Below are 23,713 nucleotides of genomic sequence, written 5' to 3' on the forward strand. Positions count from 1 at the left end.
CACACCTAGCGTGAGCCATTAAATAACTGCTCAGTATAGGCAAGCGGGGTAAGCAAGGGTTCAACGGCTATTAACGAGCGGTTAAACGGCAAGTAGCTGTTGATCGCGGACAAACTGATCAAATTCAGTAAAGCCGCCTACATGGGTTTGATCGACAAATACCTGCGGGACAGTGTGAATGGGTTTACCCGCTGTTTTGGCGATATCTTCTTTAGTGACGCCTTCAGAGGGCATATCCACATAGCGATAGCCTTCAATTTTTCCGACTTTTTCCAAATGCTCGGCCAGCTGTTTTGCGCGTACGCAGAAAGGACATGACATCCGACCAAAAATAACCACGAACATAGGTGGTGCTCCTTTACGATAAACTGAGTAAGTTATCAGGTAGACAGTAACTGAAGGGTAAATAGCCGTTTGGCTAAGCGATAAATTCGCGCCCATTGTGGCTGAGCAGAGCTCGTTTCGCCAATAGTAGCTCGCTACACGAACCATTAATGTCCGTTATCACCTGGGAAAACCAACAAGCCTATGCAAACGCTCACCGCTGACGAATACACCTTTCTTACTGATCTGTCGAAAGCGTACCGAGATAGGCACTTGCCATCCATTAAACGAAAAAGTGACTGGAACCCGCGTTTAGGGGTTGATGCGCTATGCTTCCAGCATCATGGCGCTAAGCACATGGTGGGGGCGTTGATTACGCCCTGCGAGCTGTGGCTGGTTGCAGTGCCTGACCACTCCCTGCTGACCGAGACTCTGGCGGATACGCTTACGCTTTCTCTGCCTTCAGGCACATACCCACTATCTCTTGAGCGCTTGCCAGGCGGCTACGGACTCTATAAGCGCGCCATTTTGCGAGATTTAAGCGAGCTGGAGAGTATGCAGGAGGCCGCGAGGCTGGCGCAGCAAATGATGGCGCGTTTAATGCAACCCGATGAAGGGCTCAACGCCTAAGTGCAGCCAGCTATACTGTCAGGATTTCTACAAACAGTATCTTCCATCCACGCAGTGAAAAAGGAAATTACCCATGACTTCCCAAGCCGTTACAACACCGCGAGTTGCGCTGGTAACCGGTACTAGCAGCGGGATCGGTGCCGCTGTGGTTAAGCACTTTTGCGAATTAGGTCATCAAGTGCTTGCCGTCGATTTTAATCCGGCTGGTAAGGCGGTCGCTGAAAAATCCGGCGCGGCGTTCTTTGAGGCGGATCTAACCGATCCCGACGCCTGCCGTGCGGCGGTGGCGGATGCGGTCAAGCGCTTTGGCGGTGTTGATATATTGGTCAATAACGCTGGGATTCAGCACGTTGCCCCGATTGAGACCTTCCCCGAGGAAAAGTGGCGTCAGATTATGGACTTGATGCTAACGGCGCCTTTCTTACTAACACAGGCGGCTTGGCCGCATATGCGTGAAAAGGGTTGGGGACGCATCGTTAACGTGGCCTCGATACACGCTCAGGTGGCTTCACCAGGGAAGGCGGCGTACATCAGTGCCAAACACGGCATGATTGGTTTGACCAAAACGGCGGCGCTAGAGGGCGGTGAACAAGGCATCACCGCGAATGCGGTATGTCCTGCCTATGTGAAAACCCCGTTAGTGGACAACCAAATCGCCGACCAGGCTAAATTGCACGGTATGGATGAGCAGGAGGTCATCGAGAAAGTCATGCTCAAACAGGCGGCCATCAAGCGCTTGATCGAACCTGAAGAGGTGGCGCAATTAGTCGCTTATCTGGCATCCGACGCAGCCGGTGCTGTGACTGGCTCAAGCTTTAATATCGATTTAGGCTGGACGGCGCATTAATTAATCAGTTTGGCCCCGCCAGTGACCTTGATGTGGTTGGCGGGGTGTTTTGTTGCAGGCTTTAACGACGTACGGGGCGTTTTTGTAGTTTGCGCTGCAGGGTGCGGCGGTGCATGCCCAGCGCTCGTGCGGTGGCGGATATATTGCCGTCGTGCTCCTGCAGCACTTTCTGAATATGCTCCCAGGTGATGCGGTTAATTGATGGCGGATTGTCTGCAAGCTCAATATCCGGGTCACCGCTTTGGCGCTCGAATGCGGTTAATACATCGTCGGCATCCACCGGCTTACACAGGTAGTTAACCGCGCCGAGCTTAATCGCCTCCACTGCGGTGGCAATGCTGGAGTAGCCGGTCAGCACCACAATGCGACACTGGGGCACGGTGGCAAGCAGCTCCGGAAGCAGTTTTAAACCTGAGCTGTTTTCCAGTTTTAAATCAAGGGTCGCCATGGTGGGTGAATGCTGCGCGGCCATGGTCAGGGCCTGCTCGGCATCGTGGGCAACTATAACGTCGTAACCGCGGCGCGTAAGGGCACGGTTCAGCACATGACAAAACATTTCATCGTCATCTATGATTATCAGGCGTTGCTCTCGCGTTTGCATGTTGTCCTCAATCCATAACTGGCGGTGCTTGGGGCGGGCGCGATTAAGTTGGCGCTGCGCAGCGGGGCAGCGTGACTTCCGTTAGCGTACCCCCTTCCGGGTGATTATACAGGCTTACACCACCACCAAAGCGATTGATGGTGGCATGGGTTAAAAACAAGCCGATGCCCATGCCTTTGCTTTTAGTCGAAATAAACGTCTCACCCAACTGGTCGGCGATCGACATGGCGACACCTGGGCCATGGTCACGAATATCGATCACCACGCTCTCACTCTGCCAGTCTAAGCGTATGGCAATGTGCTCAGGATTGGCGTCAGCGGCGTTATTGAGCAAATTGGTCAATGCTTGGTCGAGCGTGGCATCGACGGCCAGCCAAGGTCTTCCGCGTTTCTCTGCCACATCGAACTGATGGCTCACATCAGGACGGAGCACCAACCAGCGCTGAACAACCCCCGCTAACCACACTTCTGCATCGAGCACTTCGGGTTCTGCCATACGCCGCCGGTCAGCATTGGAGACCAAATTTTGTAGACGTGATTTGCATACGTCGACCTGCTGGCGCAATAAGTTAATGTCCTGATCAAGCGTCGAATCGGCGGGGGCATCGGCCTGCATCTCTTTGAGGAGGACTGCCATGGTAGAGAGTGGTGTGCCCAGTTCGTGGGCAGTGCCCGCGGCCTGGGTTGCGACCGCCAACACCTGCTCATTGCGCAGGGCCGCTTCCCGAGTGCGGGAGAGCGCCTGATCACGGCTACGCAGCGCGTGAGCCATTTTGTAGATAAAAAAGGTTACCAGCCCCGCAGAGAGGCCAAAGTTAAGCCACATGCCTAGTATATGCAGGCTCAAGGGGCTATCACTGTTGATATGGCCCAGTTGCGGGATGGGGTGGTAGGAGAACATTAAAAAGGTATAGCCCGCCATGGAGCATGCCGCGATGATCCAGGCATGGCGCCAGGGCAGTGTGGCGGCGGCGATGGTAACCGGCACCAGGTAGTAGGTAATAAAAGGGTTGGTGGAACCGCCCGAGAAATAGAACAGTAGTGTTAAGCCGGTGATATCGGCAAGTAAATGCAGCAAATACTCAAGGTGCGTCACCGCGCGGGGACGGCCCAGGCGCCACCAGGTGGCAATATTGAGTACGCCCATTGAAATGACCACGCTCACCACGGCGGTCACCGGTAAATCGAAGGCGAGCAGTTCAACGCCCACCACAATCGCCAGTAAAAAACCCGTCCAGGTGATGCCGCGCACAATAGTCAGTCGCACCAAGTTACGGTTGGGTGTAGAAAGCGGGAGGGGTAGGGCAGTCGGCATGATGGGCTTACTTGGTTTTGGCTTTAAAGCCATGAATGACAGATTTAATCAACAGGGTCATCACGTAGGTTGTCCAGCCAGCCGACGCCAATATATTGAACAGCAGCATTTTAGGCGGCAACCAGGCGCTACCCAATAACGCTTCAAGCATGATGTGGAGGAACATCGCCAGCAGCAACGGCAGAGCCAGGGTATGGATCCACATATCGGTGCGTCGCTTGCGAATATGGTAGCGGCGCAACAGGTAACGCAGTGGCCGATGAGCCCAGCAGAAAACCACTAGAGCACCAATCACCAATAAGCTAGCAAGAGTGGGTTCTGTGCTGCCGATATGAACGGAGAGCGAAATCGACCAAGCGAGGCTTAGCCACATCAATCCTTCCAGGCTGGCAATAATATCCGCATAGCGGCGCACGTTCTGCATAAACAACCGAATCCTTAGCGTCAAAAACTAACTTTTATAAACGACTGCAAAAACTAACCGTTAGATCTGGATCTTGAAAGAGCTGTGTCTCTAAAACAGCGCCGCCATAATACGATACTTGGGCTGGGGTGTGGGCACTTGAGGAGCGGATTTATCCCATCGCGCAATTGCGTATACTGTACATGGCGTATTTTACCCGACTTAACACCACTACAGGACATGCCGTGGACACTGTAACACTGACCCGCCCCGATGACTGGCACCTTCACTTGCGCGACGATGAGGCGCTCAACGCGGTGGTAGGCCATACCGCAGCGCAGATGGGGCGGGCGATCATTATGCCCAATCTCACCCCGCCGGTTACCACTACGGCCCAGGCGCTTGAGTATCGTCAGCGTATTCTTGCTGCCTTGCCAGCGGGCAGTACCTTCGAGCCCTTAATGGTGCTCTATCTCACCGATACAACTCCACCGGAAGAGATCGAGCGCGCGGCACAAAGTGGCATTGTCAAAGCGGTGAAGCTTTACCCGGCGGGTGCCACGACTAACTCCGATTCAGGGGTGACCGATTTGGCCCACTGTGACGCCACTATCGAAATGATGGCTAAGGTTGGCATGCCACTTTTGGTGCACGGTGAAGTCACCCATGCTGAGATCGATATTTTTGATCGCGAAGCGGTGTTTATTGAAACAGTGCTAAAACCGCTGCTGGAACGCCATCCGGCGCTGAGAGTAGTGTGTGAGCATATCACCACCCAGCAAGCCGCAGAGTTTGTTGCCCAGGCACCGGATAATGTGGCCGCCACCATTACTGCGCATCACCTGCTGTTTAACCGCAATAAGATGCTGGTGGGTGGGATTCGTCCTCACTACTACTGCCTGCCCATTCTAAAGCGTGAGCAGCATCGCCAGGCGCTGCTTAAAGCAGCCACCAGCGGTAGCCATAAGTTCTTTTTGGGCACCGATAGCGCGCCCCACTCCCAGGGGGCTAAAGAGTCAAGCTGCGGCTGTGCCGGTGCCTATACTGCCCCCGTGGCCATTGAGCTTTACGCCACCGCCTTCGATGAAATGGGTGCCCTGGATAAGTTGGAAGCCTTCGCCAGCCTGAATGGGCCGCGTTTTTATGGGTTATCGGCTAACGCAGACACCATTACGCTAGAGCGACGGGGTTGGACACTGCCGGAGAGTTATCCTTACGCTCAGGGAGAGAACATTATTCCATTGCTGGCGGGGGAGACGCTTAACTGGGCGGTTAGGTCTTAACAAGCCAGGTCTTAACAAGAACCGTCGACGCTTTAACAGTCGACGGCTCCAAGCGCTTAGTAAGCCCTGTTAGACGTTGCCAAGTTGCTTAAGCATTTGGTCAACCATGCGCGATGAGTGGTCGGCGGCCACTTCCAGAAATTCATCGAAGGAGAGGTGGTTGTCGCCACTGCCAGGAATGTCAGAGAGCGCGCGGATCACCACGAAGGGGCACTGGTAGAGGTGGCACGTTTGAGCAATGGCTGCGCCCTCCATCTCTACCGCAAGCATGCTAGGGAACTGGGCACGGGTAGCGTCTACCCTTGCAGGGTCAGCCATAAAGGCGTCACCGGTAGCGATCAAGCCTTCGCGTACCTGGACTTCACCTAACGAGACGATGGCATTACGCGCCACTTCTCGCAGCGATTTGTCGGCCAAGTAGGCGGCGGGCATCCCTGGCACTTGGCCTATCTCGTAGCCAAATACCACGGCGTCGACGTCGTGATGGCGTACTTCGTCTGAAATGATTACATCGCCAATGGCTAAATCGGCGGCAAAGCCACCGGCGGAACCGGTATTGATAATGGCATCGGGCTGATGGCGCTCTAATAAAATAGCCGTGCCTACTGCGGCATTGACCTTACCAATCCCTGACTGCAGCACAATGACCTCAAGGCCGTAACGCGTGCCGGTATGGAAGACAAAACCCGCGTGCTCGTAGCGTTGGGGATTGTCCAACTGACTCACCAAGGTGCTCACTTCCTGCGCCATTGCGCCAATAATACCAATACGCTTCACTGCGCCATGCTCCTACATTAAAAGTGGTGTTGTTTAACTCAGGCGTGCTCTAGGGGAGCTAAATCGTGCTTCTCGGCGGCTTCAAGGGTATTTTCCAGCAGAGTAGCTACGGTCATCGGCCCCACGCCGCCAGGTACGGGGGTGATAAAGCTGGCGCGTTCGGCGGCGGTGGCAAAATCAAGATCGCCTTTTAACGTGCCATCCTCCTGACGATTGATGCCTACGTCGATCACGATAGCGCCCGGCTTAATCCATTCGCCTTTCACGATACCCGGCTTGCCGACGGCCACGACCAGGATGTCGGCTCGGCTTACGTGATCTTCAAGGTTGCGGGTAAAACGGTGACATACGGTGGTGGTACAGCCTGCCAGCATCAGCTCCAGCGCCATAGGGCGGCCTACAATGTTAGAGGCGCCCACAACGGTGGCATCTAAGCCGCGTAGCGCAATATCGCTCTGTGCCAGTAGGGTCATGATTCCTTTCGGCGTGCAGGGGCGTAGGGCGGGCATACGCTGCGCTAAGCGGCCAATGTTGTAGGGGTGAAACCCATCGACGTCTTTGCCAGGCAGAATACGCTCTAAAATGGGCTCGGCATCGAGATGCTTGGGCAGTGGCAGTTGAACCAAGATGCCATCAACGGTCGGGTCGCTGTTGAGCTGATCAACCAGGGCTTCCAGTTCATGCTGTGAGGTTGTAGCGGGTAGGGCATGCTGAAAGGAGAGAATGCCAGCTTGTTCGCAGGCGCGGTGCTTATTGCTGACATACACATGAGAGGCGGGATCGTCCCCGACCACAACCACGGCTAGTCCCGGTGCCCGTCCGCCGGTTTGACGGCGTGCAGCGATCTTTTCGGCAACCTGTTGGCGGACAGTAGCAGCGATGGCTTTGCCATCGATTAGTTGGGCGGTCATGTAATGGAGTCCCTGTGAATGTTAAAAATAGCCTAGGCATTAAAGCGCTCAAGCCACAGCGCTTTAAAGGCGGTAATTTTCGCACGCTGGAGCATCCAGGCAAAGCGCCTTCACGAACAATCACTTTAATGGTTGACTTTAAAATTAAAAATAGTAATATATGCCTCGCTTGAGACGGGCAGCACGGTAGCGTCTAAGGTGATAAAAATCGGGATGTAGCGCAGTCTGGTAGCGCGCCTGCTTTGGGAGCAGGATGTCGGGGGTTCGAATCCCTCCATCCCGACCAATCACTTAGCATGAAAGGTAGTAGTTTGCTTTTCCAAGCTGCAGTTGTGGTCTAGTGCTCATCGGTATTCGTATTATATGAATACTATATGTGCGCCCATAGCTCAACCGGATAGAGCAACGGCCTTCTAAGCCGTAGGTTGCGGGTTCGATTCCTGCTGGGCGTGCCACCTAATTCAGTGGTAACAACCTGTCAGAATCATATCTTCAAGCGCATGCTATTTGTTCTACGTAAGATTGTCTTTGGTGGGTGTAGCTCAGGGGTAGAGCCCCGGATTGTGACTCCGGTGGTCGTGGGTTCAAATCCCATCATCCACCCCAGTGACAATATTTGCGTTTCCAGTTTTAGGTTGTGGTGGGTGTAGCTCAGTGGTAGAGCCCCGGATTGTGACTCCGGTGGTCGTGGGTTCAAGTCCCATCATCCACCCCATTACCCCAGCATATATCGCTTCTGCTATTTTTAATTTCCTTTTAGTTTACCCCTTCTTTTAGAGAGTATGCCCTTAACTGGGGTTTTTGTGTTTCTGGCTTTTAGACTCCCCCTTTATTGTAGCTAGCGGGGCATCACCTTAATGCGGTTACCCGCCATATGGGTGAGCGGCTCAGGCCTGCCCAGCAAATACCCCTGCGCGTAGTTGATTCCCATGTGGTGCAAAATATCCAGCGTTGCCTGGGTTTCCACAAATTCAGCAATGGTTTCAATTCCTAACGCCTTGCCGACGGCATGAATCGCCTCAACCATCGCCCGATCAATCGGATCCTGATGCACATTGCGGATAAAATTACCGTCAATTTTCAAATAATCGACGGGCAACTGCTTCAAATAACTAAAAGAGGAGAGGCCGGTACCAAAGTCATCCAGTGCAAAGCGACAGCCGTACTCTTTAAGGGTGACAATTATTTCACTCACGCTTGAGAGTTGGGCAATGGCGGTGCTTTCGGTAATTTCAAAGCAGAGCGTGCCGTGGGGCAGGCCTGCCATGGCGACCTGAGTAATAAGGTCGTGACAAAAATCCGCATCGGAAAGCGACGCACCTGAAAGATTGATCCCCCATAAGCTGTGAGGTGGCAGCGTCGCATGGCGGTTTTGATCCCCTAGCCAGGCTAGGGTGTTACGAATCACCCAGCGGTCAATGCGCTCCATAAAGTGATAACGCTCGGCAGCGGGTAGAAAGCTACCTGGCGCGATGATCTCTCCATGCTCTTCAAGTCGCAGCAGAATTTCCCGGTAGCCAGGGCCAGTGGCGCAAATGGCTGCAATGGGTTGGGCGAAAAGACGGAAGGTGTCGTTATCCAAGCCATTTTGCAAGCGTTGTACCCACTGCAGTTCGCCGTGTTTCTCCAGTAAAGCATGATCGTCAGGCTGATAGCAGTGGATGCGATTGCGGCCTGCCTCTTTCGCGGCGTAGCACGCAGCGTCAGAGGCGTGGAGAGCCTGGCTCAACTGCATGGGCTGAGCGGCGTTGAGTTCAACCAAGCCAATGCTTACGCCGATACCAAAGGTATGGCCCTGCCAAGAAAAACGATACTGCTCGATATCACAGCGTAACGCTTCCGTAATCGTCAATGCTCGCTCTATACCGCAATCAGGTAGCAACAAAGCGAATTCATCGCCACCCAGACGGGCGGCGATATCGCTGCTGCGCACATGGTCTTTAAATTTTAACGCCAATTGACGCAGCAACTCATCTCCAGCGAGATGGCCGCAGGTGTCATTGACGATTTTGAACTGATCGAGATCCAGGTAACACAGCACATGGTGGCCATCGTCGCGATTAAGTAGTGCAGTCAGTGCTGATTCGAAGGCGCGGCGGTTGAGCAGGTCGGTTAGGTTGTCATGGCTGACCTGATAGCTCAGCTGTTCGGTCAGCTGGCGAGTGAGGCTAACATCTTGAAAAACGACCACTGCACCTAAGGTAATGCCGCTGCGCGAACGTATTGGTGAAGCGCTGTGTTGGATGGGGGTATGCGAGTGATCACGATTGACCAGTAGGCAGTGCTCGGTGGAGTGAACCGGAGTTAGTTGGGTGAGAACTTGCCGGGCTGGGTTGTTTAGCGGTTGGCCACTGGCTTCATCGAGTAATTGATACACCACGTAAATGGGTTTATCCATGGCCTCTTCGAGTGTCCATCCGGTCAAGCGCTTAGCTTCCGCATTGATAAACGTTACGTTGCCACTAGCGTCACAGGTAATGACGCCATCACCGATCGATGCCAGGGTAGTGCGGGCAAGGTCGCGTTCGCGGTTTAACTGCTCCTGCAGCTGTTTGCGCTCGGTAATATCGCGCACCATCCCTGAGCGCTCTGACGCGGAACCGCTGGCTCCTTCGCTGACTTGTATTTCAAGGTAGCGTACCTGCATATCTGCGCAGCGGCGTTTAATTTCATGGCGTGCTCCGGGGCTAAGGGAGCGGGTTGGCAATAGCTGCGAGACAGGTTGGCCAATAATCTGTTTGGCGTCGACCTCGAAGAGTTGCTCCGCCCCAGGGTTAAGGCTGGTCAGGGTGCCGTCTGCCTGCCAGGTAATCACGCCATCGCGGAGATTGCGAAGCATCACGCGGGTATGTCCAACGGCGCTTTCAAGGGCAGCAGTTACGCGATTATAGCTCGCCGCTATTTCGCCCACTTCGGTAAACGGGTCGGCGTCAATTCGCTGGCGCATATCACCTTGTTGTTCATGTTGGCGCATATGCTCAATCAACTGGTTCAACTCATTTTTGGCGCCATGCTCGGCGAGATTGAGGCCCATCTTTTCTGCTTCAGGTGAGACGCGTATGGGCAGGAAGCGCCGGGTAATGCGGAACAGTAGCCATGCGCTGCCAAAGCTCCAAACGCCGCACACCACAACGCCGATCAACTGAACGCCAAACTGAGCGGATCGAGACAAGCCACTATCCATCAGTGTTAAGTCAGCGACCCAGGGCAGTGCTAGCGTACCCCATACGCCCGCGACGAGGTGCGAGGGTATGGCGCTGACTGCATCATCAATATGTTTGCTTATCAGCCATTCGCTGGTCAGTACCATCAGTACGCCACTAACCGCACCCAGCCCAAATGCCGCCGATAAGGAGATCACATGAGCGCTGGCGGTGACGGCGACCAAGCCCGCAATGGCGCCATTAATCGCATACATAACGTCGGCGTAGCGCCGAGTGCGTAGCCCCATCAGCATGCCCGAAAGGATGCCGCCGACGGCGCCCAAAACAGTATTGGCTATTATGCTGGGTATTTGCTCGGTAACGGCCAGGGTGCTACCGCCGTTAAAGCCAAACCAGCCTAAGATCATAAACAGTGCGCCTAACATGGCGAGGGGTAAGTTGCCTGAAGGGAAGGCAGTAGGTGGTTTACCGTGGCTGAAGCGTCCGCTGCGTGGCCCAATACACAGTACCGCTGCCAGGGCGACCCAACCGCCTACGCTATGTACGACCGTGGAGCCCGCAAAGTCGACAAACCCTAGCGCCCCTAACCAGCCTTCCGCGCCATCCAAAAGCCCGCCCCATGCCCAATGCCCAAAAACCGGATAGATAACCAAGGCTATCCAGAGGGCCGTCCAGGTATAGGCTAAAAAGGGCATACGTTCTGCCACTGCGCCCGACACAATGGTAGCGGCGGTGGCGCAGAACATTGCTTGGAAAATAAAAACGGTAATCACCCAGTGGCTGGAGGCTTCTAATTGCCAACCAAACAGCGTTGTGCCGATTAAGCCGTGGTGAGAGTCGCCAAACATGAGACCAAAACCGACTAACCAAAAAATACTGACGGCAATGGCAAAGTCCGCTACGTTTTTCATAGCGACGTTGATAGCATTCTTGGTGCGCGTAGTGCCCGCTTCCAGGCAGAGAAAGCCAGCTTGCATCACAAATACCAGAGCAGCGGCCCAGAGCACCCAGAGCATATCGAGCAACGAGCTGTCCAAATTTAGCGTGGTAGGCATGGTGTTTTCCTTAGTATCTTTTGGTGCAAGTGCGCTTCTTTTTGGTGCTTTGTTTGTTTTAAGCGGAAGGAGGGGGAACCGTTGCACCGGTGCTAGCTGACTGCTATTCAGGTTTCCTAATAGAAACTAAGCAATTGTTATGCCGCTAATAGTGAAGTCATCCTTTTTAACGCTAATGGCAGCATTAATTACTGATTTTTAGAAATAAAATAGCGTTTTCTACTGTGTTAATGCGCATTGATTGGTGATATTTTTCAATTAGTTATAGATCTTCAATTGTGGTTCATAAACGCTGAAAAGGGAGTGCATCAAGATGGCGCGTCAAACGGTAGTTTTGGGAGCAGGCATGGTCGGTGTCAGCATTGCCTGGCATCTGCGCCAGCGTGGGCATGAGGTGACCCTAGTAGATCGCCTTCAGCCTGGCCGCGAAACCTCGTTTGGCAATGCGGGTATCATTCAGCGGGAAGCGGTAAGGCCTTACCCTTTTCCCCGCGACGTTAAAACGCTCCTCAGCGTTTTACCTAACCGTCGGGTAGATATTCGTTACCGCCCCACGGGTATGGTCAACGCCGCCTCCCCGCTATTGCGCTACTGGATGAACTCAGCGCCGAAGACTTACCAGAAAATCGTGCCGGAATACGCCTCACTGATTCAGCTTTCGCTAAAAACCCACGGCCCGATGATTGAAGCCGCAGGCGCTGAGCACTTGGTGCGCAGGCAGGGATGGCTTGAGCTATATCGCACGCCTGAAAAACTTGCTGCGCGGATAACCGAGGCCGAAGAAGCACGGCGCCTTTATGGCGTGCAGTTTGAGCAACTGGATAAGGCGGCTCTTGCGCAGAAAGAGCCCTCTTTGAGTGACACCATTATCGGCGCAATTCACTGGCTTGATCCCTGGACGGTTGCTGATCCAGGTGGGTTAGTCGCGGCTTACGCCCAAGCGTTTAGTAATGATGGCGGGCGTATTTTGCAGTCGGATATCAAGTCGGTTCAGCAAATGGGTGATCGCTGGCAGGTCAATACCGCTGCTGAAGCGTTAGAAGTAGATGACGTCGTCGTGGCGCTAGGGCCCTGGGCGGGAAGCTGGCTAAAAGAATTGGGCTACCACTTTCCTACCTTTGTAAAACGTGGCTACCACATGCACTACGCGCCTCAAGCGCCAGCCAAGCTAAATTTCTGGGTTATGGATGCCGAGGTGGGCTACCTGCTGGCGCCGATGAACGCAGGGGTTCGCTTGACTACCGGCGCTGAGCTGGATCGCTTGGATGCGCCTGCTGATGTCAATCAACTGGGCGCCGCCGAGAAAGTGGCACGCAGCGTGTTCCCCTTGGGCGAGCGACGCGATGACGCCCCTTGGAAAGGCGCGCGCCCCTGTTTGCCCGATATGAAGCCAGTGATTGGGCCTGCGCCAAGGCATCCAGGGTTGTGGCTTGCCTTTGGCCATGGCCATCAGGGGTTCACTCTGGGGCCCGCCACTGGTCATCTAATGGCGGATATGATGGAGGGGCAGCCCACGGCCATCGATATGGCACCATTTCGTGCTGATAGGTTCTAACTAGCGCTTTATTTATTAATGATCAGGCGAGTTAGGCCGATAGTAATAGACGCTAGCACCAGTAATAGAGACGGTATCTTTGCGCGTGATCTAATGCTTTGCTAGTTTATAAGTACATTTGCACACCATGAGGTGGATATATGGATGTAGGCATCAGCAGTTCAGTCAGTGCATCGCTGTATATGAATCAGGCGCAAACCGCCGAACAGGCTCAAATGCAGGTTTTCAAAGAAGCTTTGGATACGCAAGCTGATCAAGTAACTGAAATAATGGCCTCTGCCGATACTGGCGCGCAGCCAGATTTAGCTAAAGAGGGCACCCTAGGTACGCAGGTAAATACCTTCGCCTAGCCCCCGGCTTTGGTGGTGGTTAACATCGGCCTTGTGCCACTTTGTAAGATTAAAACGCTGACTTGTTCAGCGTTTTTTTTTGGCCTTTTTCAAGAGCGTCACATTTGACGCCACCCGCGACAAAAGCCGCCTCCAAGCGTTACAATTGTCGCAATGGACATGGCTCAACGCGCGGTGGCCAGTTAGCGAAAGCTGCTGAGTGAGTGCTGCGAATGAGACCCTATATTTGAAGAGGCACAATGAAAGAGACTCAATTAGCCCGTGAAGCCGAGCTTCGCAGGACATTCGCTATTATTTCGCACCCCGACGCCGGTAAAACCACCATTACCGAAAAAATGCTGCTATTTGGGAATGCCATCCAGTTAGCCGGCTCGGTGAAGAGCAAGCGTAACGATCGCCATGCAACGTCAGACTGGATGAAGATGGAGCAGGAGCGGGGGATCTCGGTAACGACCTCGGTGATGCAGTTCCCCTACGGCGGCCGCATCGTCAATCTGCTGGATACACCGGGTCACGAAGACTTCTCTGAAGATACCTACCGTACGCTTACGGCGGTTGACTCTGCCTTGATGGTGATCGACGGCGCCAAAGGTGTTGAGGATCGCACCATTAAATTGATGGAAGTGTGTCGTCTGCGCACCACGCCGATCCTCACTTTCATCAACAAAATGGATCGCGATATCCGTGATCCCATTGAGGTGATGGATGAAGTTGAAACGGTACTGAATATCCAGTGTGCGCCGATGACCTGGCCGATTGGCATGGGTCGCCACTTTAAGGGCGTTTATCACCTTTATAACGACGTGATTCATCTTTATACCCAGGGGCAGGGTAGCCGCATTCCCGAGGATAAGCGCATTGAGGGTTTGGATAATCCCGAAGTGGATGCTGTGCTTGGAGAAGAGCAGGCCGAAGAGCTGCGCATGGAAGTCGAGCTGGTGCGCGGTGCCTCCCATGAGTTTGATCTGGATGCTTACCGGAGGGGGGAGCTTTCACCGGTCTATTTCGGTACCGCCATGGGTAACTTTGGTGTGCGTGAAATGCTTGACGGTTTTGTCGAGTACGCGCCGCCGCCCCAGGCCCACGAAACCGATACGCGGGTAGTCACATCTGATGATGAGCGCTTCACCGGCTTCGTGTTTAAAATCCAGGCCAATATGGATCCCAATCACCGCGACCGCATCGCTTTTTTGCGCGTCTGCTCGGGTAAGTACGAAAAGAACATGAAGATGCGCCATGTGCGTATCGGCAAGGACGTTAAGATTGCCGACGCCTTGACCTTTATGGCCTCCGACCGCTCCCAGGTAGAAGAGGCTTGGCCCGGCGATATTATTGGCCTGCATAATCACGGCACGATTCAGATCGGCGATACCTTTACCGTGGGCGAAGATATGCGCTTTACCGGCATACCCCACTTTGCGCCTGAACTCTTTAAGCGTGTGCGGCTGAAAGACCCGCTGAAAATGAAGGCGCTACAAAAAGGCTTGCAGCAGCTCTCCGAAGAGGGCGCTACCCAGGTCTTTATGCCCATGGACAACAACGACCTGATTCTCGGCGCCGTAGGTACCCTGCAGTTCGATGTGGTCGCCCACCGTCTCAAGGAGGAGTACAAGGTCGACTGCCTCTATGAAGGTGTCAATGTCCAGACAGCTCGCTGGGTCTACTGTGAAGATGCCAAAAAGCTGGAAGAGTTCAAGCGCAAGGCCAGTGCCAACCTGGCGATCGATGGTGGTGGTTATCTCACCTACATTGCGCCTACCCGGGTGAACCTGCAGATGACTCAGGAGCGTTGGCCGGATATTCGCTTCCAGCCGACCCGTGAGCACTAACATGTATAGGTAGTCCCATGCTGGTTGATGCCCACTGTCATCTCGATTTTACCCAGTTTGATAAGGATCGAGCGGAGGTGTTTGAGAGTGCCAAGGCAGTGGGTGTGGCGCACTTTGTGGTGCCGGGCACTACCCGTACCCGCTGGCAGCAGGTGCTGGCGCTTGGCGCACGATCGGATACCGCGGTATGCCTGGGGTTACACCCTTACTTTGTCGATGAGCATCAAACCGAGGATATTAACGCGCTTGATTCTCTGCTTGGCGAGCATCCTGAAGTGGTTGCCGTGGGTGAGTGCGGTATTGATGGTCGTTTTACCGATACCCTTGAAGCTCAGTGGTACTACTTTGATGTCCAGCTAAGATTGGCCAAACAGCATGCACTCCCAGTGGTGATTCACTGCGTCCACGCCAATGACAAGGTCGCGAAGCGCCTTCGCCAGCTTGCGCTTCCCAAAGCGGGGTTGATTCACGCCTTCTCAGGTTCCATTGAGCAAGCTAACAAGTTTCTCGACTTGGGTTTCAAGCTGGGATTGGGTGGCGTAGTCACCTACGAGCGCGCCAAGCGCTTACGTCGAACCGTTGCGGCGCTACCTGATGGTGCCTTTGTGCTGGAAACCGACAGCCCCGATATGCCGCTTAGCGGCTATCAGGGCATGCGTAATGAGCCATGTCGAGTGGCTGAGGTATGCAGCGTTGTTGCCGCACTGCGCGGGCAAACAGAGGAGCAGGTCGCAGCTCAGAGCAGTAATACCGCCGCGACGCTGTTTGGCTTGCCTTCAACCTAAATAACCTAGCAAGAAACGCCTAGCCCTAGAGAAAGCCTAGCCGTTAAGGCTAACCGCTAGCTGTTCCGGGTCAACGCGCTCAATTGCATAGGGCAATGGGAGAAGGGTAGCTGGCACCCCATCTAAATAAAGTTGCATAGTTTCTTCGGCGACTTTGGTGCTCATGACTGCCAGTAATTCGACGCCGCCTTGATGATTAAACGCACTGACCACCACTTCACCTACCGCTTTATCGTCACTATTAACCACGCTAGCACCTGCTGCGGGCAGTGAGTCGGCTTCTAAGCTAATACGCATCAAGCGCTTTTTCACCTGACCACGGAAGTGTGCTCGGGCGACGACTTCCTGGCCGGTGTAACAGCCTTTTTTAAAGCTAATGCCGCCCAGCGCTTCCCAGTTCAGCATTTGGGGCAGGAAGTGATCCTGTTGGGTATCGGTTAGCCACGCCAAACCGCTACGAATATCCTCAAGCTGCCAAGCGTTACGGCCCGCTTGGTCATCCTGAGCCGACGCTAAATCGACCTTGCTGTCGTTTGCGAAACACAATAGCCAGCGCGGTGTCTCACCAGGGTAGCGGATTGCGCAGGCCTGATCGTTGCTGGTATGGGTGCCTACTTGATCAGCTAGCGTCAGGCCCAGCTGATTCGCAAGCGATTGGGCCTCATCGCTGGCACCAATGAATACTAGGTCGCGTTGGCTGGTTAGTTCAGCACGGTAAAAAGCGGCGAATTTTTTAAGATGACTCTCTAGGCTATCCAATAGGGTATTACTGAGCAGTAGCCGATAATGCTCTTCGCCCAAGCGCATTAGCTGGGCGTTGGCCAGCATGCGGCCCTTAGGCGTGCAGAAACAGGTGAGCGGCGCAAAGTGCCCGTCGGCCAAGCTGACTTGGGCGCTGGTCTGGCCCTGTAGGAACTTTTCTGCATCCGCCCCCTTCACATCCAGCGCGGCTAAGTGGTTAAGGCGGACGCTGCCAAGGGCGGGGGTGCTAGCGGTAACGGTCGCCATAAAAACTCCTGCAAAAGTGGGAAAGCGTTCGATAGTGATGCATTCAGTACGTAAAAGTAAAAGTGCCTTGAATGCTATTAGGTGTGGGCAGTCGTCACTGATTGCAAGGCACCATTAGCGTGCTAGACTCTTTCTCTTGTATCAGTTTTGCACAGGGCAACAGGTAGGGAAACGCTATGGCACAGCAGTCGTTGACATTCCAGGGTGTTAAATCGGTCGATCAGGTGAACAAAATCACCACGGCGCTCATGATGCTTGATGGCGTTGATAGTGCCGAAGTGGGGCGCCATGGTGCCGATGTGGACGGTCGGGCAAAACGCGAGACGCTGATTAATGCCATTGAAAAACTCAAGCTAGGCGTAAAGGTATCCTAATGCACCCTCCCATTACCGTGATCAGTGAACGCAACCATGTCTTTAGGCAGCGAGTTGAAGTCAATGGCTTGGAAGATCTATATGCCGATGTGCCACCGATAGTAGGTGGCGAGGGCAGTGCCCCTGATCCCCACGACTATTTCGATATTGCTCTGGGTACCTGCAAGGCGGTTACCGTGCAGATGTACGCCAAGCGTAAAGAGTGGCCGCTTGAGGGTATTACCGTCACCGTGCAGCGGGACGATAGTCAGGAAAAAAAGGGCATCTACAAGCTAGACGTGGCATTAACACTGCACGGTATTGAAGACCCCGAACAGCGCGCCCGGCTGGAAGATATTAGCCACCGCTGCCCGATTCAACGCCTGATGACCCAGTCTACGGTCGAGATCGCCACCCGGTTAGTTTAAATTATATCTTTTATAGGAGCACCGATGAGCAAAGCCTTTCGATTGCAGTCAAAATTTCAGCCCGCTGGCGACCAGCCTGCTGCTATTAAAGGGCTGATTAGTGGCCTGGAATCTGGGCTTGCTCACCAAACGCTGCTTGGCGTGACCGGGTCGGGCAAAACCTTCACCATGGCCAATGTGGTGGAACAACAGCAGCGCCCGACCATCGTGATGGCGCCGAACAAGACCCTGGCTGCCCAGTTGTATGGCGAATTCAAGGCGTTTTTCCCGGATAACGCCGTAGAGTATTTCGTCTCCTACTACGACTACTACCAGCCGGAAGCCTATGTGCCTTCCTCGGATACCTTTATCGAGAAAGATGCCTCGATAAACGACCATATCGAGCAGATGCGGCTTTCGGCCACCAAGGCACTGCTAGAAAGGCGCGATGCGCTGATTGTGGTATCAGTGTCAGCGATTTACGGCTTGGGTGACCCCGACCAATACTTAAAGATGCGTCTGCACTTCACTCGCGGCGAGTTGATTGACCAGCGCGCTTTCCTGCGGCGCTTGGCAGAGCTTCAGTACACTCGTAATGATATGGATTTCCGCCGCGGTACTTACCGGGTGCGCGGCGATGTGATCGATATCTTTCCTGCCGACTCTGACGAGGAGGCGGTGCGGGTAGAGCTGTTTGACAGCGAAATCGACACTATCCGACTGTTTGATCCGCTCACTGGCGCTGTCCGCGGAGAGGTGCCAAGGATGACTATCTATCCAAAATCGCACTACGTCACCCCCCGGGAAACGATTCTGGGCGCCATTGATGCCATTAAAGAGGAGCTCAAAGAGCGACTGGAGTGGATGCGTAAGCATGAACGGCTGGTAGAAGCACAGCGTCTTGAGCAGCGCACACTTTACGATATTGAGATGATGCTGGAGCTGGGTTACTGCAACGGTATCGAAAACTACTCCCGCTACCTCTCTGGGCGTGCCCCCGGCGAGCCACCGCCTACTTTCTTTGATTACCTGCCCGATGACGCACTGCTATTTATCGACGAGTCCCACGTCAGCGTGCCCCAGGTAGGTGGTATGTACAAAGGCGACCGTTCGCGTAAAGAGACCCTAGTCGAGTATGGTTTCCGATTGCCTTCGGCGTTGGATAACCGGCCCATGAAGTTTGAAGAGTGGGAGGCCATTTCACCACAAACCATCTTTGTTTCCGCCACTCCAGGCCGCTATGAGGGCGAACACGCTAGCCAGACCGTTGAGCAGGTGGTGCGTCCCACCGGGCTGCTGGATCCTGAAATTGAAGTGCGTCCGGCCAGTACCCAAGTAGACGATCTGCTATCGGAAATTGGACTGCGCACTGCAGTAGGTGAGCGGGTGCTGGTGACCACGCTAACCAAGCGTATGGCGGAAGACCTGACCGAGTATTTTGACGAGCACGGCATTCGAGTGCGCTATTTACATTCGGATATCGACACCGTCGAGCGGGTTGAGATTATTCGTGACTTACGCCTGGGCAAGTTTGATGTGTTAGTGGGCATCAACCTGCTACGTGAAGGCCTGGATATTCCCGAAGTATCGTTGGTGGCAATTCTCGACGCCGATAAAGAGGGCTTTCTGCGTGCCGAGCGCTCGCTGATACAGACCATTGGCCGTGCTGCCCGTAACGCCCACGGCAAGGCGATTCTTTACGGTGATCGGATTACTGACTCGATGCGCAAGGCGATTGATGAAACCGAGCGTCGTCGCGCCAAGCAGACTGCTCATAATGAAGAACACGGTATTACGCCAACAACGGTTACCCGCTCAGTGGCCGATATCCTTGAAGCCGCCCAGGCACCAGGCAAAAAGAGCAGTCGCCGCCGTGGCAATGAGCGCAAGGTGGCGGAAAGCGCCGCCGAGTATGATGTCACCACGATGAGCAAGCAAGATCTGCTGGGCGCTATCAGTAAGCTCGAAGACGCCATGTTTGAGGCAGCACAAAATCTGGAGTTCGAAGAGGCGGCCCGGCTTCGCGACCAGCTCCATCAAATGAAAGACAAACAGCTGGCGCTGGGCTAGCGGTATGCCAGAAGGCCCAGAAATTCGCCGCGCGGCGGATCGTATTGAGCAGCAGATAGGTGGACGGGTGATCGACGATGCCTGGTTCGCTTTTCCAGAACTTGCCGAGCAGGCAGCCTCATTTATTGGTGTTCGGGTTGCCCGAGTAGATACCTGGGGTAAAGCAATGCTGGTCCGGTTTGCCGATCAGCGCGTGCTTTATTCCCACAACCAACTTTATGGTGTTTGGAAGCTGCATAGCGAGGATAAGCCGCCTAATACCAAGCGAGCGCTGCGGGTTCGATTGAGCGCAGAAGGGCACTGCGCCAGCCTCTATAGCGCCTCCGATATTTCCCTCTGGCACGCAGAAACTCTCACCGAGCATCCTTTCTTAGCCCGCCTGGGCCCTGATTTGTTGAGTCAAGACGTGGCTCCCTCCGATGTGCAGCAGCGGCTGAATTTAAAGCAGTTTCATAAACGCAGCCTGGGGGCACTGCTGCTTGATCAGGGGTTGGTCGCCGGGCTGGGCAACTATTTGCGCTCTGAAATCCTTTTTTTCTCCCAGCTTCCGCCAAGCGCTCGACCGGTGGATTTAACCCCAGAACAGCAGCAAACTCTGGCTGACTGCATCATTGATGTTACCCGGCAAGCCTACCAAGCCGCAGGTGTTACTAATCGTGAGGCCTGGATTGCTCAGGCCAAAGCAGCGGGTGAGCCGCGCAGGCAGTGGCGTTTTGCGGTTTTCGAGCGGGCAGGGCTTGAATGCCACCGCTGTGGAACGGTGATTGAGCGTACAATGGTTGGGTCGCGAAGGCTCTATTTATGCCCATATTGTCAGTCGGCGTGAGTAGGGTTATACCGTTATCTTGCTTAAGAGATACCATCAACTAAAGCCCTAACCATAGTAGTCAGATAGGTGCCAGGGATTGCTGCTGCGTAAGTGCCAATACGGTATACTGGTAGCACGCTAAGACGGCACCTCCGCGGGCGCGGAGGGGAAGCCGCTGACTAGACGATAACCTAGGAGCTATTAGTCCATGACCGTGATTCGCCAGGACGACGTTATTCAAAGCGTTGCCGATGCTCTGCAGTACATCTCTTACTACCATCCCAAAGATTTCATCGATGCCATGGCAGCCGCCTACGAGCGCGAAGAGAACCCTGCCGCCAAAGACGCCATCGCACAGATTTTGATTAACTCACGCATGTGCGCCACCGGGCATCGCCCAATCTGTCAGGATACCGGTATCGTCACCGTATTCGTTCACGTGGGTATGAACGTTACCTGGGAAGCGGACATGAGCTTGGACGACATGATCAATGAAGGTGTTCGTCGTGCTTACCTGCTGCCAGATAATATCCTGCGCGCCTCGGTGCTTGCAGATCCTGACGGCAAGCGAGCCAACACCAAAGACAACACCCCGGCGATTATTCACCACTCGATTGTGCCCGGTGATAGTGTCGATATTCACGTGGCTGCGAAGGGCGGCGGTAGCGAAGCAAAATCCAAGTTTGCCATGCTGAATCCCTCTGACAGCGTGGTTGATTGGGTGATGGAGCAACTGCCAAAGATGGGCGCTGGCTGGTGCCCACCCGGCATGCTGGGGATTGGTATCGGCGGCACCGCCGAAAAGGCCATGATGATTGCCAAAGAGGCGCTACTCGATCCTATCGATATTCAGGATCTACAGGCCCGTGGCCCCAGCAATCGTGCCGAAGAGCTGCGTTTAGAGCTGTTTGATAAAGTCAACAAGAGCGGTATCGGTGCCCAGGGGTTAGGCGGCTTAACCACCGTGCTGGATATTAAAGTCAAAGACTATCCAACCCATGCGGCCAACAAGCCCGTCGCGATTATTCCCAATTGTGCGGCGACCCGTCATGCCCACTTTACCCTGGACGGTTCTGGCTCCGCGGTACTTGAAGCGCCGAAGCTTGAGGATTGGCCGGAAATTACTCGCGAGGCGGGAGAAAACGTCAAACGTGTCAACCTTGATACGGTGACACCTGAAGAGGTTAAAACCTGGCAGCCTGGTGATACGCTACTATTGAACGGTAAGCTGCTCACTGGCCGCGACGCTGCTCATAAGCGCATGGTCGATATGCTGGCCAAAGGCGAGCCACTGCCGGTGGATATGAAAGGTCGCTTTATCTACTACGTGGGCCCGGTTGACCCCATTGGTGACGAAGTCGTTGGCCCCGCTGGTCCAACCACTGCCACACGGATGGATAAATTCACCCGCACCATGCTGGAAGAGACTGGCCTGTTAGGTATGGTCGGCAAAGCAGAGCGTGGTCAAGCCGCCATTGATGCTATCCGTGACAATGAAGCAGTGTACTTAATGGCGGTCGGTGGGTCGGCTTATCTGGTCGCTCAAGCGATTAAAAAATCGCGGGTAGTGGGCTTCGAAGACTTAGGCATGGAAGCAATCTACGAATTTGAGGTTGAAGATATGCCGGTGACCGTCGCCGTTGATAGCCTGGGCACATCGGTACATCAAACCGGGCCTGCGAAGTGGAAAGAGATTATTGCCCAATCGGCGTAATGGAGTGGTAAGGTTGATTAGGCTTTAGACGCATAAGGGCCTCGCTGACGGCGAGGCCTTGTTCTATGTGAGGGCTTTATAAGGACGTGACTATGACCTCCTGGTTGCTAGGGACCAGCATCTTACTGATACACCTGCTTGGCATCGTTTCAGCCATTATGGCGCTGATGTCTAGTCGCACCTCTCAGGGGGCCGTGGCATGGATCATCTCGCTGCTGACGTTCCCTTATGTCGCGCTTCCAGCGTACTGGTTTTTCGGGCGTCCAAGGTTTTATGGCTATGTGTCTGCCCGCGGCCAGCGGGACACCGTGCTACGCCGGGTTCTAGTGCACTACCGGGCTAACGTTCAACCCTACGTTGCGCCCTCTACCAACGCCGATATTCAGGCGGTCGAGCAGCTTGCCATGATGCCGTTAACCCATGGCAATCAAGCGACACTGCTCATTGACGGGCCAGCAACGTTTGAAAGCCTGTTCGATGGTATTGACCGGGCGGAAAAATATGTTTTGGTGCAGTTCTTCATTGTTCGCGACGACGCTCTCGGGCAACGTTTGAAGCACCATTTACAGTGTGCTGCCCGGCGCGGCGTGCGGGTCTATTTTCTTTATGATGAAGTGGGTAGCCGCAAGTTAGCCGATAGCTACCTCAATGATTTAATCAGCGATGGGGTGGCCGTGAGTGCCTTTCGCTCATCGCGAGGCTTTAAGCACCGCTTTCAGCTTAACTTTCGCAACCATCGCAAAATAACGGTAATAGACGGCAAGGAGGGCTGGATAGGGGGCTTTAATATTGGGGTCGAATATCTCGGCGAGAACCCACGGCACGGGCCTTGGCGTGATACCCATCTCAAGCTTGCAGGACCCAGCGTACTGGGCTTGCAGGAGGCATTTTGGGAGGATTGGCACTGGGCGACGGATGAAGTGATTAGCCTGAACTGGATGGCCGACACGTCATCCTCTGCCACCGACCATCATGTGGTGATCGTGCCTTCTGGGCCCGCCGACCGTCAGGACACCGCCAGCCTGCTCGTCCAGCAGGTCATTCATAGTGCCAAGCAGCGCCTGTGGGTGACCAGCCCCTATTTCGTCCCTGACCAGGGAGTTCAGGATGCGCTCCGGCTTGCAGCGATGCGCGGCGTCGACGTTCGGGTAATGATTCCAGAGCGCCCCGATCACTTGCTGGTTTTTCTCTCTGCATTCTCATTTCTACCCGATATGTTAAGGGCAGGTGTTAAAATATACCGTTATCTCCCTGGTTTTTTACATCAAAAAGTCATGCTGGTAGACAACGAAGCAGCCACGGTAGGGACAGTCAATTTGGATAATCGCTCGTTTAGGTTAAATTTTGAGATTACCGCGTTTATTCCAAGTCGTGATTTTGCTACCTGCGTCGAGGCGATGCTGGAAAAAGACTTTGCTCACTGTCGGCGTGTCACCATCGATGAAATTAACCAGCGCCCGGTATGGATGAAAGTCGTTTCGCGGGCGGCCTATTTAATGGCCCCGGTTCAATAGATACGTCAGC

The 23,713-nt window shown here is 54.2% G+C and carries 22 protein-coding genes and 4 tRNA genes; 18 read left to right on the plus strand and 8 right to left on the minus strand.

Annotated features, from left to right (window positions below; all coding sequences use genetic code 11):
* Positions 1-81 precede the first annotated feature (81 nt).
* Positions 82-345, minus strand: a complete 264-nt coding sequence (locus tag E0L35_RS17930; RefSeq protein WP_022523512.1) for a GrxA family glutaredoxin — start codon at positions 343-345, stop codon at positions 82-84.
* A 183-nt stretch (positions 346-528) separates the two neighbouring features.
* Here E0L35_RS17930 and hybE point away from each other — a divergent pair, with 183 nt between their 5' ends.
* Together hybE and E0L35_RS17940 are read left to right on the plus strand one after the other, a co-directional pair.
* The gene (hybE, locus tag E0L35_RS17935) at positions 529-954 is read left to right on the plus strand and encodes a [NiFe]-hydrogenase assembly chaperone HybE (protein ID WP_022523511.1); all 426 of its coding nucleotides are present in this window, start codon (positions 529-531) and stop codon (positions 952-954) included.
* A 73-nt stretch (positions 955-1,027) separates the two neighbouring features.
* Positions 1,028-1,801 carry a 3-hydroxybutyrate dehydrogenase gene (locus tag E0L35_RS17940; protein WP_022523510.1) on the plus strand — a complete coding sequence of 258 codons (774 nt, stop codon included), beginning with the start codon at positions 1,028-1,030 and terminating at the stop codon, positions 1,799-1,801.
* Positions 1,802-1,862: 61 nt separating this feature from the next.
* Here E0L35_RS17940 and E0L35_RS17945 read toward each other — a convergent pair whose 3' ends face one another.
* The 3 genes from E0L35_RS17945 to E0L35_RS17955 are packed head-to-tail and all read right to left on the minus strand — an operon-like array spanning position 1,863 to position 4,141.
* On the minus strand, positions 1,863-2,402 hold the full coding sequence (locus E0L35_RS17945; RefSeq protein ID WP_138801027.1) for a response regulator transcription factor: 540 nt from the start codon (positions 2,400-2,402) through the stop codon (positions 1,863-1,865).
* 43 nt (positions 2,403-2,445) lie between these two features.
* Positions 2,446-3,717 (minus strand): ATP-binding protein, encoded by a 1,272-nt coding sequence (locus E0L35_RS17950; RefSeq protein ID WP_027959404.1) that lies wholly within the window; start codon positions 3,715-3,717, stop codon positions 2,446-2,448.
* 7 nt (positions 3,718-3,724) lie between these two features.
* Positions 3,725-4,141, minus strand: a complete 417-nt coding sequence (locus tag E0L35_RS17955) for a hypothetical protein (RefSeq protein WP_022523508.1) — start codon at positions 4,139-4,141, stop codon at positions 3,725-3,727.
* 224 nt (positions 4,142-4,365) lie between these two features.
* On the opposite strand from E0L35_RS17955, the gene pyrC reads away from it, so the two are divergent.
* Positions 4,366-5,403, plus strand: coding sequence for a dihydroorotase (gene pyrC, locus E0L35_RS17960; RefSeq protein WP_022523507.1), 1,038 nt, complete (start codon positions 4,366-4,368; stop codon positions 5,401-5,403).
* Positions 5,404-5,472: 69 nt separating this feature from the next.
* Here the strand turns inward: pyrC and mtnN are convergent, their stop codons facing one another.
* Positions 5,473-6,180, minus strand: a complete 708-nt coding sequence (gene mtnN, locus E0L35_RS17965) for a 5'-methylthioadenosine/S-adenosylhomocysteine nucleosidase (RefSeq protein WP_022523506.1) — start codon at positions 6,178-6,180, stop codon at positions 5,473-5,475.
* A gap of 38 nt (positions 6,181-6,218) precedes the next feature.
* Positions 6,219-7,091 carry a bifunctional methylenetetrahydrofolate dehydrogenase/methenyltetrahydrofolate cyclohydrolase FolD gene (gene folD / locus E0L35_RS17970; RefSeq protein ID WP_009286677.1) on the minus strand — a complete coding sequence of 291 codons (873 nt, stop codon included), beginning with the start codon at positions 7,089-7,091 and terminating at the stop codon, positions 6,219-6,221.
* 14 nt (positions 7,092-7,105) lie between these two features.
* On the opposite strand from folD, the gene E0L35_RS26315 reads away from it, so the two are divergent.
* The 5 genes from E0L35_RS26315 to E0L35_RS17990 all read left to right on the plus strand — a co-directional run bounded on the left by E0L35_RS26315 (position 7,106) and on the right by E0L35_RS17990 (position 7,806).
* On the plus strand, positions 7,106-7,264 hold the full coding sequence (locus E0L35_RS26315) for a hypothetical protein (protein ID WP_022523505.1): 159 nt from the start codon (positions 7,106-7,108) through the stop codon (positions 7,262-7,264).
* 36 nt (positions 7,265-7,300) lie between these two features.
* Positions 7,301-7,377: transfer RNA gene (locus E0L35_RS17975), tRNA-Pro, on the plus strand.
* 92 nt (positions 7,378-7,469) lie between these two features.
* A tRNA-Arg gene (locus E0L35_RS17980) sits at positions 7,470-7,546 on the plus strand.
* 76 nt (positions 7,547-7,622) lie between these two features.
* A tRNA-His gene (locus E0L35_RS17985) sits at positions 7,623-7,697 on the plus strand.
* 34 nt (positions 7,698-7,731) lie between these two features.
* Positions 7,732-7,806 (plus strand) — tRNA-His (locus tag E0L35_RS17990).
* Between the two features lie 123 nt (positions 7,807-7,929).
* Here E0L35_RS17990 and amt read toward each other — a convergent pair.
* Positions 7,930-11,310, minus strand: a complete 3,381-nt coding sequence (gene amt / locus E0L35_RS17995) for an ammonium transporter (protein ID WP_138801028.1) — start codon at positions 11,308-11,310, stop codon at positions 7,930-7,932.
* Positions 11,311-11,623: 313 nt separating this feature from the next.
* Between amt and E0L35_RS18000 the strand changes: the two genes are divergently transcribed.
* From E0L35_RS18000 to E0L35_RS18015, 4 genes are all read left to right on the plus strand, one after another.
* The gene (locus E0L35_RS18000) at positions 11,624-12,865 is read left to right on the plus strand and encodes an FAD-dependent oxidoreductase (protein ID WP_138801029.1); all 1,242 of its coding nucleotides are present in this window, start codon (positions 11,624-11,626) and stop codon (positions 12,863-12,865) included.
* A 140-nt stretch (positions 12,866-13,005) separates the two neighbouring features.
* Positions 13,006-13,215 carry a putative motility protein gene (locus E0L35_RS18005; protein WP_022523503.1) on the plus strand — a complete coding sequence of 70 codons (210 nt, stop codon included), beginning with the start codon at positions 13,006-13,008 and terminating at the stop codon, positions 13,213-13,215.
* A gap of 239 nt (positions 13,216-13,454) precedes the next feature.
* A complete protein-coding gene (locus tag E0L35_RS18010) occupies positions 13,455-15,044 on the plus strand; it encodes a peptide chain release factor 3 (RefSeq protein WP_138801030.1) in 1,590 nt (529 codons plus the stop codon).
* Between the two features lie 17 nt (positions 15,045-15,061).
* Positions 15,062-15,829, plus strand: a complete 768-nt coding sequence (locus E0L35_RS18015) for a TatD family hydrolase (RefSeq protein WP_138801031.1) — start codon at positions 15,062-15,064, stop codon at positions 15,827-15,829.
* A 36-nt stretch (positions 15,830-15,865) separates the two neighbouring features.
* On the opposite strand, the gene E0L35_RS18020 is transcribed toward E0L35_RS18015, so the two are convergent.
* Complete coding sequence (locus E0L35_RS18020; RefSeq protein ID WP_138801032.1) at positions 15,866-16,837, minus strand: folate-binding protein YgfZ; 972 nt, start codon at positions 16,835-16,837, stop codon at positions 15,866-15,868.
* Between the two features lie 176 nt (positions 16,838-17,013).
* Here E0L35_RS18020 and E0L35_RS18025 point away from each other — a divergent pair, with 176 nt between their 5' ends.
* The 6 genes from E0L35_RS18025 to cls all read left to right on the plus strand — a co-directional run bounded on the left by E0L35_RS18025 (position 17,014) and on the right by cls (position 23,703).
* Positions 17,014-17,211, plus strand: coding sequence for a hypothetical protein (locus tag E0L35_RS18025; RefSeq protein ID WP_007114205.1), 198 nt, complete (start codon positions 17,014-17,016; stop codon positions 17,209-17,211).
* Positions 17,211-17,618 (plus strand): OsmC family protein, encoded by a 408-nt coding sequence (locus tag E0L35_RS18030; protein WP_022523500.1) that lies wholly within the window; start codon positions 17,211-17,213, stop codon positions 17,616-17,618. Before E0L35_RS18025 ends, E0L35_RS18030 begins: the two co-directional genes overlap by 1 nt.
* A gap of 24 nt (positions 17,619-17,642) precedes the next feature.
* The gene (uvrB, locus tag E0L35_RS18035) at positions 17,643-19,667 is read left to right on the plus strand and encodes an excinuclease ABC subunit UvrB (RefSeq protein ID WP_138801033.1); all 2,025 of its coding nucleotides are present in this window, start codon (positions 17,643-17,645) and stop codon (positions 19,665-19,667) included.
* A 4-nt stretch (positions 19,668-19,671) separates the two neighbouring features.
* On the plus strand, positions 19,672-20,493 hold the full coding sequence (gene nei, locus E0L35_RS18040) for an endonuclease VIII (RefSeq protein WP_138801034.1): 822 nt from the start codon (positions 19,672-19,674) through the stop codon (positions 20,491-20,493).
* A gap of 190 nt (positions 20,494-20,683) precedes the next feature.
* Entirely contained in the window at positions 20,684-22,189 is a 1,506-nt protein-coding gene (locus E0L35_RS18045) for a fumarate hydratase (RefSeq protein ID WP_138801035.1), read from the plus strand.
* Between the two features lie 92 nt (positions 22,190-22,281).
* Positions 22,282-23,703 carry a cardiolipin synthase gene (cls, locus tag E0L35_RS18050; RefSeq protein ID WP_138801036.1) on the plus strand — a complete coding sequence of 474 codons (1,422 nt, stop codon included), beginning with the start codon at positions 22,282-22,284 and terminating at the stop codon, positions 23,701-23,703.
* The last annotated feature ends 10 nt before the right edge of the window (positions 23,704-23,713 follow it).

The sequence above is a fragment of the Halomonas sp. ATBC28 genome (genome assembly GCF_005937175.1).
Lineage (GTDB): Bacteria > Pseudomonadota > Gammaproteobacteria > Pseudomonadales > Halomonadaceae > Vreelandella > Vreelandella titanicae.

Excerpts from the sequence above, each read along its gene's own strand:
- E0L35_RS18020 (WP_138801032.1), bottom strand. The coding sequence starts at position 16,837 with ATGGCGACCGTTACCGCTAGCACCCCCGCCCTTGGCAGCGTCCGCCTT.
- nei (WP_138801034.1), top strand. The coding sequence starts at position 19,672 with ATGCCAGAAGGCCCAGAAATTCGCCGCGCGGCGGATCGTATTGAGCAG.
- E0L35_RS18005 (WP_022523503.1), top strand. The coding sequence starts at position 13,006 with ATGGATGTAGGCATCAGCAGTTCAGTCAGTGCATCGCTGTATATGAAT.
- hybE (WP_022523511.1), top strand. The coding sequence starts at position 529 with ATGCAAACGCTCACCGCTGACGAATACACCTTTCTTACTGATCTGTCG.
- amt (WP_138801028.1), bottom strand. The coding sequence starts at position 11,310 with ATGCCTACCACGCTAAATTTGGACAGCTCGTTGCTCGATATGCTCTGG.
- E0L35_RS17945 (WP_138801027.1), bottom strand. The coding sequence starts at position 2,402 with ATGCAAACGCGAGAGCAACGCCTGATAATCATAGATGACGATGAAATG.
- E0L35_RS17930 (WP_022523512.1), bottom strand. The coding sequence starts at position 345 with ATGTTCGTGGTTATTTTTGGTCGGATGTCATGTCCTTTCTGCGTACGC.
- E0L35_RS18025 (WP_007114205.1), top strand. The coding sequence starts at position 17,014 with ATGGCACAGCAGTCGTTGACATTCCAGGGTGTTAAATCGGTCGATCAG.
- E0L35_RS18010 (WP_138801030.1), top strand. The coding sequence starts at position 13,455 with ATGAAAGAGACTCAATTAGCCCGTGAAGCCGAGCTTCGCAGGACATTC.
- E0L35_RS18000 (WP_138801029.1), top strand. The coding sequence starts at position 11,624 with ATGGCGCGTCAAACGGTAGTTTTGGGAGCAGGCATGGTCGGTGTCAGC.
- E0L35_RS18045 (WP_138801035.1), top strand. The coding sequence starts at position 20,684 with ATGACCGTGATTCGCCAGGACGACGTTATTCAAAGCGTTGCCGATGCT.
- E0L35_RS17950 (WP_027959404.1), bottom strand. The coding sequence starts at position 3,717 with ATGCCGACTGCCCTACCCCTCCCGCTTTCTACACCCAACCGTAACTTG.
- E0L35_RS18015 (WP_138801031.1), top strand. The coding sequence starts at position 15,062 with ATGCTGGTTGATGCCCACTGTCATCTCGATTTTACCCAGTTTGATAAG.
- cls (WP_138801036.1), top strand. The coding sequence starts at position 22,282 with ATGACCTCCTGGTTGCTAGGGACCAGCATCTTACTGATACACCTGCTT.
- E0L35_RS18030 (WP_022523500.1), top strand. The coding sequence starts at position 17,211 with ATGCACCCTCCCATTACCGTGATCAGTGAACGCAACCATGTCTTTAGG.
- folD (WP_009286677.1), bottom strand. The coding sequence starts at position 7,091 with ATGACCGCCCAACTAATCGATGGCAAAGCCATCGCTGCTACTGTCCGC.
- E0L35_RS17955 (WP_022523508.1), bottom strand. The coding sequence starts at position 4,141 with ATGCAGAACGTGCGCCGCTATGCGGATATTATTGCCAGCCTGGAAGGA.
- uvrB (WP_138801033.1), top strand. The coding sequence starts at position 17,643 with ATGAGCAAAGCCTTTCGATTGCAGTCAAAATTTCAGCCCGCTGGCGAC.
- E0L35_RS17940 (WP_022523510.1), top strand. The coding sequence starts at position 1,028 with ATGACTTCCCAAGCCGTTACAACACCGCGAGTTGCGCTGGTAACCGGT.